The 8,487-nt window shown below is 42.2% G+C and carries 17 protein-coding genes; 14 read left to right on the forward strand and 3 right to left on the reverse strand.

What is annotated here, in order from left to right; genetic code table 11:
• Nucleotides 1-61 precede the first annotated feature (61 nt).
• From D6D85_RS15725 to D6D85_RS15765, 9 genes are all read left to right on the forward strand, one after another.
• Complete coding sequence (locus D6D85_RS15725; RefSeq protein WP_125673009.1) at nt 62-580, forward strand: hypothetical protein; 519 nt, start codon at nt 62-64, stop codon at nt 578-580.
• Nucleotides 581-895: 315 nt separating this feature from the next.
• Nucleotides 896-1,180 (forward strand): hypothetical protein, encoded by a 285-nt coding sequence (locus D6D85_RS15730; protein ID WP_125673010.1) that lies wholly within the window; start codon nt 896-898, stop codon nt 1,178-1,180.
• Nucleotides 1,181-1,426 (forward strand): hypothetical protein, encoded by a 246-nt coding sequence (locus D6D85_RS15735; RefSeq protein WP_125673011.1) that lies wholly within the window; start codon nt 1,181-1,183, stop codon nt 1,424-1,426.
• Nucleotides 1,427-1,434: 8 nt separating this feature from the next.
• Nucleotides 1,435-1,668: a hypothetical protein gene (locus tag D6D85_RS15740; RefSeq protein WP_125673012.1), complete on the forward strand. Its 234-nt coding sequence runs from the start codon at nt 1,435-1,437 to the stop codon at nt 1,666-1,668.
• 6 nt (nt 1,669-1,674) lie between these two features.
• Entirely contained in the window at nt 1,675-1,890 is a 216-nt protein-coding gene (locus D6D85_RS15745; protein ID WP_125673013.1) for a hypothetical protein, read from the forward strand.
• A gap of 5 nt (nt 1,891-1,895) precedes the next feature.
• Nucleotides 1,896-2,090 carry a hypothetical protein gene (locus D6D85_RS15750; protein ID WP_125673014.1) on the forward strand — a complete coding sequence of 65 codons (195 nt, stop codon included), beginning with the start codon at nt 1,896-1,898 and terminating at the stop codon, nt 2,088-2,090.
• A gap of 6 nt (nt 2,091-2,096) precedes the next feature.
• Entirely contained in the window at nt 2,097-2,294 is a 198-nt protein-coding gene (locus D6D85_RS15755) for a hypothetical protein (protein WP_125673015.1), read from the forward strand.
• Nucleotides 2,272-2,511, forward strand: a complete 240-nt coding sequence (locus D6D85_RS15760; protein WP_125673016.1) for a hypothetical protein — start codon at nt 2,272-2,274, stop codon at nt 2,509-2,511. Before D6D85_RS15755 ends, D6D85_RS15760 begins: the two co-directional genes overlap by 23 nt.
• Nucleotides 2,496-2,834 carry a hypothetical protein gene (locus tag D6D85_RS15765; RefSeq protein WP_125673017.1) on the forward strand — a complete coding sequence of 113 codons (339 nt, stop codon included), beginning with the start codon at nt 2,496-2,498 and terminating at the stop codon, nt 2,832-2,834. The genes D6D85_RS15760 and D6D85_RS15765 overlap by 16 nt, the downstream gene beginning before the upstream one ends.
• Before the next feature lie 27 nt (nt 2,835-2,861).
• Here the strand turns inward: D6D85_RS15765 and D6D85_RS15770 are convergent, their stop codons facing one another.
• The 3 genes from D6D85_RS15770 to D6D85_RS15780 are packed head-to-tail and all read right to left on the reverse strand — an operon-like array spanning nt 2,862 to nt 4,702.
• Entirely contained in the window at nt 2,862-3,764 is a 903-nt protein-coding gene (locus D6D85_RS15770) for a hypothetical protein (protein ID WP_125673018.1), read from the reverse strand.
• Nucleotides 3,765-3,813: 49 nt separating this feature from the next.
• Entirely contained in the window at nt 3,814-4,182 is a 369-nt protein-coding gene (locus D6D85_RS15775) for a hypothetical protein (protein WP_125673019.1), read from the reverse strand.
• Nucleotides 4,183-4,198: 16 nt separating this feature from the next.
• Nucleotides 4,199-4,702: a hypothetical protein gene (locus D6D85_RS15780; RefSeq protein WP_125673020.1), complete on the reverse strand. Its 504-nt coding sequence runs from the start codon at nt 4,700-4,702 to the stop codon at nt 4,199-4,201.
• Nucleotides 4,703-4,789: 87 nt separating this feature from the next.
• Here D6D85_RS15780 and D6D85_RS15785 point away from each other — a divergent pair, with 87 nt between their 5' ends.
• From D6D85_RS15785 to D6D85_RS15800, 5 genes are all read left to right on the forward strand, one after another.
• Entirely contained in the window at nt 4,790-5,173 is a 384-nt protein-coding gene (locus tag D6D85_RS15785) for a hypothetical protein (protein WP_125673021.1), read from the forward strand.
• A gap of 57 nt (nt 5,174-5,230) precedes the next feature.
• Nucleotides 5,231-5,365 carry a hypothetical protein gene (locus D6D85_RS17130; protein ID WP_272914453.1) on the forward strand — a complete coding sequence of 45 codons (135 nt, stop codon included), beginning with the start codon at nt 5,231-5,233 and terminating at the stop codon, nt 5,363-5,365.
• A 236-nt stretch (nt 5,366-5,601) separates the two neighbouring features.
• A complete protein-coding gene (locus tag D6D85_RS15790; RefSeq protein WP_125673022.1) occupies nt 5,602-6,834 on the forward strand; it encodes a radical SAM/SPASM domain-containing protein in 1,233 nt (410 codons plus the stop codon).
• A 9-nt stretch (nt 6,835-6,843) separates the two neighbouring features.
• Entirely contained in the window at nt 6,844-7,050 is a 207-nt protein-coding gene (locus tag D6D85_RS15795; RefSeq protein WP_125673023.1) for a hypothetical protein, read from the forward strand.
• Between the two features lie 3 nt (nt 7,051-7,053).
• The coding region (locus D6D85_RS15800) for a PQQ-binding-like beta-propeller repeat protein (RefSeq protein ID WP_133308335.1) at nt 7,054-8,487 on the forward strand (1,434 nt) is incomplete at its 3' end.

Below are 8,487 nucleotides of genomic sequence, written 5' to 3' on the forward strand. Positions count from 1 at the left end.
CCCCTTTCTTTCTCCCAGACCCGTCCGGTCTGAAAAGGCCGGCGGGGGGAGTGTGAGCAGAATGGAGACAGAAAAAGTGTTATCCCCCGAAATGGGGGCGACACCAGCTCGTGGGTCAGGGGCTGGTGCCGATCCGCTGGCCCAAATATATAGGATCCAAGAATATATAATACAGAGGTTATCTAGAGTGTTTCCATTGAGACTCAGAACTATAAAATTGAAGAGCAACACCGTCCTCGATGAATTTAACGACCAGCCACCTTTCATAGAAATCGATAAGGGTATCATTGTTCCAGAGCTGAAGAAGGATGTAGAGGAGATAGCAAAGCTCGCCAAAGAACAGTTTGGGGCAATTGGAGTAGTCATCACCGTAAAAAATGGTATTGTGGTAAAATTTGTGGATTTTGTTCCTGGAGTTGGAACGGCCAGATGGTGGATGCCTCTGACAAGGCTTGTTGACAGGGCTAAGTCAGAGGTAAAAGGAGAAAGAGAGAAGGAGGAAAAACTAAATACAGCTATAGCTTCAATTATTAGTAAAATAACTAAGATAAACTTGGAAGACTATCTCTATCCAGAATAACCACTTTGGGTTTCAAGACACGGTAGTGATCCGTAAACTTCCCTTTCTTTATTTTTCCTCCCAGACCCGTTCGGTTCGAAAGAGCCGTCGGGGGGAGTTGTCTGGAATGAGTGTGAGCGAGAGAGAAAGCCTTATATAGCCCTATGCGGTATTTAAAGCCCTTATTCACATTTTTTAAATTCAGTTTTAACAGAGAGAGGGATAGACAGGAGCCTTAATTTTCAGCTATAATAAAATGAAAAGAGAGGTTAATTATTAGCTTAATGTCGAATTAACCTTTTTATAATCAAAAGGACAGTTTTCTGGGGGGATGAGATGACAGATGAGAATATGAAAACCCCTGTATCCGTTTCAGATCTGGAAGAGCCAGAGGGTGCAATGAAACCCTCAGAGAGCAGGAGAGGAAGGATAAGGAAAGGACAGAAAGTAGCTCACACACTGATTTACATAAGAATGCCAGTTAAACAGGCTCTTGATGAGTTAAAGCCGAAGATTGCTGAAATAACGGGACAGTTTCCACCAGACCAAATAACGTATACAGAGGAGATAGGCTTTTTGATCAAATACTTTAAGGACAGGGAGATGAAGGGGGGGATGTGAATGGTTCAGATTATAGAAGAAAAAGAGGAGATAAAGATGAGAAGGAGAAAGATATGCCCTATTCTCAGTTTAAACTCTCCACAGGGAGAGGTAGAGTGTCTAAGAGAGAACTGCGAATGGTATGATGTCTTTGACGGGGAATGTGCTATTCGTAATCTGAAGTGGATAGCAAAATCATTAGAAGCCATAGGAGAGATAATAGAGAGAGAATCAGCCTCTTTGTATTCTCATCTGAGAGGGGAGTAGGTGATATTATGACACCAGAGGAGCTTGATGAATGGCTAGGTGAGCAGTTCCAAGTTCTTTCTAGAGGAGTAACCAAAGTAGTAGGCTCAGATGAGATAGAAGTATGGATGAAGGATGTTCTGTTTACAAGCCATGACATAGAGAAAATCTCTGAGATAATGGACATAAAGATGTGGACAGTAGAATCAGTAAACAACAAAGTATTAATAACTATAACTGGTAAAATAAGGGAGAAAAGGTGATCAAAGATGACAGAGGAAAACTTCATCTGGAAAATTGAGTTTGTTGATGTGGACAGAGCAATAGTTTACTGCAAAGATCCAGACATGAGGGAAACCATTGTTTCATATCTAGAGGACATAGGATCATGGATGTGGAAGGTATATAACGACTTCAGAAACTTAGAAAACATAAGAATAGAGAAGAACAAAAAAGGCTTGTTCATATTCACCAGAGTTAGGTAGGTGATATGATGAGAGAGGTCTGCGGAACCTGCAAACATTTTCATTGGTCTGAATGGGCAAATGAGCCAAAGTATGATACTTCATACTGTGATTTTCGGAAACGTGATGAATACGTAGAAGATTATTGCATAGCTTACGAGAGATCGCTGAAAAACACGATAAAGTACTACATGTTCAAGCTAGGGGAAAGGAGAAGGTGATAGATTATGGTTAGGTACAGGTATGCAGTTTACGTGTATGAAAAAGAGGGATCTAAAATACGATGGAAAAAGATAGGAGAATACGAGACACCAGAAAGAGCGGAAGAGAAAAGAGCAAAGCTGAGAAAGATATGGAATAAAGGATCAAGGGTTATAGCTTTGTTGACAGGTGAGGATGAGGATGCCGATATTAGAATATCTTAGACAGCTTGTCGAGAGGATACTGAGCGTTATTTCAGAGCAATCAATAGAAGAAAACATAGGAAAAGCGGTATGCTCAGTTTTATACAGCAGTGAAATGGACAGGCTAAATTGCATGTATGGATGGATGTTTATAGCTCCCTATGTTGTCAGAGCTGTTGTTGTTCTCCTCATCCTAGCTTTAGTTTTGGTGGTGATTGAGAAATGGAAGAGGAGCTAAGGAAAGCGGAAATAGAGAGGGTCAGGAGAGAGATAAGAACTGTGCAGAAGCAGGTAGCCTATGTACTAGCAAACTATCCCAAAGCAAGGGAAGATGATCAGTACCTTTATATCATGGTGCTGAGAATCTTCTACCCTCAGGTAGCTCAGTATCTGAAATACATACCTTTTGATATTCTAAGACAGATGCCACCATTTGAGACAGTAACCAGATGCAGACGCAAGCTGTGGGAGAAGCGTCTTTACCTACCAGAGAACCAAGCAGTCTTAAGGAAGAGAAGAAGGAGAGAGAAGGCATTCAGGAAAGTTATGCCTCAGGAGTAATACAGCTGAATTCCCTTTCCTTATTTTTTACTTTTCAAGCTTCTTTCTAGCAAGCTTGCAGATAAAGAGGAGAGCATCAACCCTTAGATCATGATGCTCAGCCTTTATTATAGCCCTTCTGCCTATATCCGACAGCCATATCGTGTCTATCTTGTACCTCAGTAGCTCTCTGGTATCCCATGTTCTCATCTTATCAGCAGAGGAGAGGTAAATAAGAGAGGTCTCAGTCAGGTAGAGAAGATCCTTAGCAGGAACTATGAGCCAGCCTATGTCAACGGCAGATAATGAATCTACCTCAATAAATGACCTTCTAGGTATTCTATCGAGAGCTGATGACGAATCAGCAGCAGATAAGTATATGTATTTGAAAGTATCTAGAGCTGAAGCAGAGTCAAATATCACAAAGCCCCTTGCCAGAATTACATCAACAGCAGAAGCAAGATCCAATGCGGAGAAAGTCCTAGAGAAGACAATATCCAGAGCAGATGCAGAATCTAGCTCGGTAAATGACCTTGAGAGAACGGCATCAGCAGAGGAAGCAGAATCGTATGCTGTCTTCTTCACGATGTAGGGATGCAGGAGTACTGATGCAGTTGGATACGCACCTGTTACAAGGGACTCAAACAGAAGTGGTGGAACTCCCGCAGTTATCCTCGTTATTACTGAGATCCAGTCAGTACTTAGGGCGGAATCGGATAAAGGTCTGCTCAGATAGCTCTGTATGTCAACACAGGAAGCAGAATCGATTAGAACAAGAGAACGGTTAAATACAAGATCTACTCCAGAAGCTGAGTCAAACAGCGTGATATAGCGGTATGTTATCTTTTCCAGACCTGTTGCGAAATCAGCAGACTTTTTGGAGACTGCACCATAGCTGAGCTTTGGTATGTTTGTCGGATATGATCCGAGGTACCCTCTAGCTACGCTCATCTAAATCAGAAAAAAAGGGGAGAGCGGAATAAAATAGTTTCACTAACTATTACAGAGTACCCAATATTTCCTGTATGAAACCGTATGAATAAGAACGCAATACTCCAGCTGTCTGATTTACTGTAACTTTGTATTTCATATTATAGAGAAGAGTCTTCGTGTGGAATCTGATTGCAGGCATGTTCTGAGCACCATTGAATGTTGATTGCAGGAAGATGCGGTAGTTTGTACCATCTATCGCCACGTACTCAGTAACCACTAACGTATCTCCAGATGCAAGAGCTGATATATCAAGCCATCCCTCAACTAAATAGTCATCAGAGGCACCAGTTATCTCCAAAACTGTTGTTTCAGTATTTAGAGCAGATGGAGAGCATGTACCAGCATATCTGTTCTTTGCATATACTACTATCGTCATTGAACATCACCTATTTTCAGCTTATAGACAGCTGAACCTCCAGAACCCATGTAGCACCAGAGGGCTTAGTACCAAGAGATTCAACTTTTCTGTTGAGATTTACGGCAGTATCGCTGTTTCCATTAGCCACTGTCCACTCATTCCACGCAAAGTTAGCCTCTGTGCCTCCAAAGGTAGCTCTAAACGTTACTGTATTTCCACTAACGGTAGGATAGCCAGAGTCAACAAGCTTGTAGTATTTGTTAGTTCCCTGCAAACCAGTTTGAGATGCAGATGCGGCTGTGGTTCCATCCCCTACACCTATATACGAGTTAGCTGAGTTGAAGTATGTAAGACCAGTAGCACCAGTTACTGCCATCCAGATGAAGTTCAGCCCTTCATTGAGAAATACGTTTCCTTCTTTTATTGAGAACTCCTTTGGCTCAACTCCCAGAGATGCTATGGATGCCCCCTTTCTCAGCTTCTGGTATATCTCTCCATTGGGATCATCAAACTTATACACTCTTGTTACAGTGTGCAACTTGGCACCTTCTCTCATAGCCAACCCCCACAAATTTAGGGGACAAATCTTTATATAAACCTTTGCCCCCATTAAACAGGATGTAGTATGCCAGACCTACTGCAACAGACGGTAATACAGCAGATGCCATTTGCCATAGTAGCCTTTGATGACACCCAAAAATCTGTTACAGGAACAACGGAAACAGAAATAAAGTACACGAGGTTTGCCAACACAGTGATAAAGTGGACACAGATGATGATAGTAGCCACTTTATGGGTATCAGGTGGAACGGGCTATCTTAAAATCTACATTGATTCAGAGACCTCTCCTAGACTACAGTTCTCCACAACATTAACATCTGAGACGAGATTCCAAGATACATTCAGCATAGGAGATTTATCAGCGGGAATACACACGGTGCGTGTGAAGCTTGTCAACTCTGGATCTTATGTTACATATAATAAACTACTGGAGGTGTATGTGAGATGAGCCAGAACGTGAGGGAGTATGCAACTGAGACACCAAATTTAAAGGACAGAGTATGCGATGGATGCCAAGCATGCAACAGCTGTTATGATTGCTATGGATGCCAGATATGCTATACTTCAGAGATATGTGCTACATGCCAGAGCTGTAATACATGCCAGATATGCTATAGCTGTATGGTATGCTACACCGTAACATTTGTGTGATCGAGGGGAAGGTGAAAACATGTCGAACATAAGAACCTGTTACACATGCCAGATATGCTACAGCTGTCAGGTATGCAATACATGCCAGAAGTGTGATGTATGCCAGAGTTGTGATGTATGCCAGAGTTGTGATAGCTGTCAGATATGTGTCAGCTGTCAGAAGTGCGACCTATGTTATTCAGTAGCATAACAAGGTTAATATAGAAGCTGTAGTGTAAAAACCTTATGTCCTATTGTGAGAAGTGCTATACATGTCAGGCATGTGTAAGCTGTGAGAAGGTGGGATGCCAAGTCTGCTTCACATGTGAGAGAGCATACGCACCTTTAGCCTTCAGGGGAGAGCCCAGATTTCCTCAGGTACCTCAGGCACATGGACAGCAGAGCGGAGAATGCCCATTCTTCAGACCCAACAATGCTACAATTTTTATTACAGACAAATGTAATCTTGCATGTCATTACTGCTTTATAAGAAAAGGAAATAGAGAAATGGACTATGATAGATTGAAACAGAGTATAGACTTCATACTAGAGAGAGGGATAAACAGCATCTGGTACTTTGGTGGAGAACCGCTTCTGGAAATGGATCTCATAAAGAAGGCGGATGATTACCTTTTTGAAAAGAGAAAAATCTCAGGAATGAATCTGATGATAGGAATGACTACAAACGGAACATTGTTGACAGAGGAGAATGTGAAATGGCTCTTATCACACAGATACGGTCTCTTAATCTCCCTGGATGGGACAAAGGAGAAGCATGACAAGCACAGAGTGTTTCCAGATGGCAGAGGCTCATGGGACATAGTGTGGAAGAATCTGAAGTTTATCAGACAGTTCTATGATCCCCAAATAAGGTGGACTGTAGCTCCAGATACAGTGAAAGGCTTAGCTGATGATATTATGTGGTTTGTGAATCACGGATTCAACAATTTGGCTATAGAATGGGTCTATGAGGTTAGCTGGGATGATGCTCTTGATACACTATCGGATGAGCTGAGAAAGCTGAGAAGGTTCAAGCCAGTATGGGAGTGGAGAACAAACATAAAGATACTTAGGGATGCAGGTGAGGTTACTTACTCGATAGCTGATTCGTGGAAGAACAGATGTGGATTGGGAACGACAGGATTTGCGATAGATCCCGATTTGAACATCTATCCATGCCACAGATACGTAACAGAGAGCCCTGAATTAACGATAGGAAAAGTACCTAAGATAGATATGGAGAAGGTGAAAAAGCTATACGAGGAGTGGATAAAGAAGAAGCCTTATGCTGTAAACGAGGGGAGATGCGAGACATGCTTTTTCAGGGATGCATGCAATGGTGGATGCATTGCAATGAATTACAGACTATACGGGAACATGCATGTAGTGCCGAAGAGCTATTGCGATATAAGGGAGAGAATAGCCGAGGCATTTGGTATTTTAGCTATGAGGAGAGCAATGCAACAGCCACCAAGATAGGTGCTCTGAATGGCTGTTGTCTCCCAGTATTTTTCTGGATTCTCACCATCAGCATTCCCAACTGATACGAATAAGATAACATTCACAACAATAGTGTGTGATAGAGCAGGAACGAGAGAGAAATCTAAAGTTATAATACCCGATATTTACAGTTTACTGGAAAGGATAAAGGCTATAGAGGAAGAGGTAAAAAACATACCGAAGGTGTCGAGGTAGAGCATGTCCACCATATCCGTGAACCTATCAGCCCTGCTATCGTCATTGATGGGAGCTTTTCCAACAGATAGAGACAAGCTGTGGTACTACCATGCAGTATGGGCAAAAGACGAGGCTAAAACATTAGAGGAGAGGCACAGAAAGAAGTTTCTAACAAGAGAGTATGTGAGCTCTGAGGACTTTAACCTGTGTTTAAAGCCAACAGCAGAGCTCTATGATGTAACGGAGAAGCTTCTGGATATTTTGGAGAACTCTGGATTCAAGCAAACAGTGATAGCAAAGGATGCCATATTCGATGCAATGATATGCCTAGCCGCACTTTTTGAGAAGAAAGCAGGGGATTATGTCATGTCAGCCGACTGGTCTTTACTGAACAGAGCGATATGGCAGATATACAGGGTTTTCAGGGATCTAAACTTAAGCAGAGTTTCATGGCTATCTCCACTAGGAGATCTGAGAGGTAGCGGGAATGTGAGAAGACAGGTATATGAATGGAATTATTTCACAGTAATGACAGATGCAGGAGCCATAGCCGTAATTGACAGGGATCTCAACATCTTGATGAAAAAGAGCCTAGGTTCTGCGGGCACAAAATACTACTGCCAGCCAGCAGTTGATGATGAAGACAACATATACACAGTAATAGATAGCAGATTATATGGAATGACAATAGATGGAAATGTGTTTCTCTCTCTGAGTTTACCCTTCTCTGTTGAGAAGATGATGGCACCAGCGATATTCGATGACGGGACGGTAGTTGTTACATCTGAAAATGGAGACATGGCTAGAATATCGAAAAGCGGAGAGATAATATGGCATTTGAAGGACACAGTACCCTCTCCATTTCTCTACTATCACAGACCTGTAATAGGAGAGGATGGTGTTATTTACGATTTCTTAGGCGGTTCTGATGTAGGAAGATTATATGCTGTCGATCCAAACGGACAGATTATATGGTATGCTGATGTTGGAAAGCCTCCATATAGCCCACCTGCTTATATGCCATGCGGGATGGTAGCCTTTCGATCCTATGAATGGATGGTCTTCATAGACAAAGAAAGCAATGTGAGGATAAGGATGAACACACCAGATCCCACATGGTCTCCAACAGCATATTACAACGGAATAATGTTCTGGGGAGATAAAAGCGGGATGATATGGGGAGTTGATGAGATGGGAATTCCATCTGTTATTTTCCTAACGGATATTTTAACGAATGGAAGGGCAGTTACCCCAATATCGATAAGTGGATCTGGACATCTGGTTTTCAGGGATGCAGGGGGATACATAAGTGTAGTTAAGCCAGATGGTAGCAACTACCTTACTAGATACCAGATAGGTGCTAATACAACATTTCCTTTAGCGACATACGATGACATGATCATATTTCCATACAGGTTAGGCGGAAGTGCGGATTACCAGGTTGTGTGGAACACG

It is taken from the genome of Candidatus Methanodesulfokora washburnensis, assembly GCF_003947435.1.
Classification (GTDB): domain Archaea; phylum Korarchaeota; class Korarchaeia; order Korarchaeales; family Korarchaeaceae; genus Methanodesulfokora; species Methanodesulfokora washburnensis.

Bases quoted from the DNA above. Each gene is read 5' to 3' on its own strand.
- D6D85_RS15725 (WP_125673009.1), top strand. From the start codon at position 62: ATGGAGACAGAAAAAGTGTTATCCCCCGAAATGGGGGCGACACCAGCT.
- D6D85_RS15730 (WP_125673010.1), top strand. From the start codon at position 896: ATGACAGATGAGAATATGAAAACCCCTGTATCCGTTTCAGATCTGGAA.
- D6D85_RS15735 (WP_125673011.1), top strand. From the start codon at position 1,181: ATGGTTCAGATTATAGAAGAAAAAGAGGAGATAAAGATGAGAAGGAGA.
- D6D85_RS15740 (WP_125673012.1), top strand. From the start codon at position 1,435: ATGACACCAGAGGAGCTTGATGAATGGCTAGGTGAGCAGTTCCAAGTT.
- D6D85_RS15745 (WP_125673013.1), top strand. From the start codon at position 1,675: ATGACAGAGGAAAACTTCATCTGGAAAATTGAGTTTGTTGATGTGGAC.
- D6D85_RS15750 (WP_125673014.1), top strand. From the start codon at position 1,896: ATGATGAGAGAGGTCTGCGGAACCTGCAAACATTTTCATTGGTCTGAA.
- D6D85_RS15755 (WP_125673015.1), top strand. From the start codon at position 2,097: ATGGTTAGGTACAGGTATGCAGTTTACGTGTATGAAAAAGAGGGATCT.
- D6D85_RS15760 (WP_125673016.1), top strand. From the start codon at position 2,272: ATGCCGATATTAGAATATCTTAGACAGCTTGTCGAGAGGATACTGAGC.
- D6D85_RS15765 (WP_125673017.1), top strand. From the start codon at position 2,496: ATGGAAGAGGAGCTAAGGAAAGCGGAAATAGAGAGGGTCAGGAGAGAG.
- D6D85_RS15770 (WP_125673018.1), bottom strand. From the start codon at position 3,764: ATGAGCGTAGCTAGAGGGTACCTCGGATCATATCCGACAAACATACCA.
- D6D85_RS15775 (WP_125673019.1), bottom strand. From the start codon at position 4,182: ATGACGATAGTAGTATATGCAAAGAACAGATATGCTGGTACATGCTCT.
- D6D85_RS15785 (WP_125673021.1), top strand. From the start codon at position 4,790: ATGCCAGACCTACTGCAACAGACGGTAATACAGCAGATGCCATTTGCC.
- D6D85_RS17130 (WP_272914453.1), top strand. From the start codon at position 5,231: ATGGATGCCAAGCATGCAACAGCTGTTATGATTGCTATGGATGCCAGA.
- D6D85_RS15790 (WP_125673022.1), top strand. From the start codon at position 5,602: ATGTCCTATTGTGAGAAGTGCTATACATGTCAGGCATGTGTAAGCTGT.
- D6D85_RS15795 (WP_125673023.1), top strand. From the start codon at position 6,844: ATGGCTGTTGTCTCCCAGTATTTTTCTGGATTCTCACCATCAGCATTC.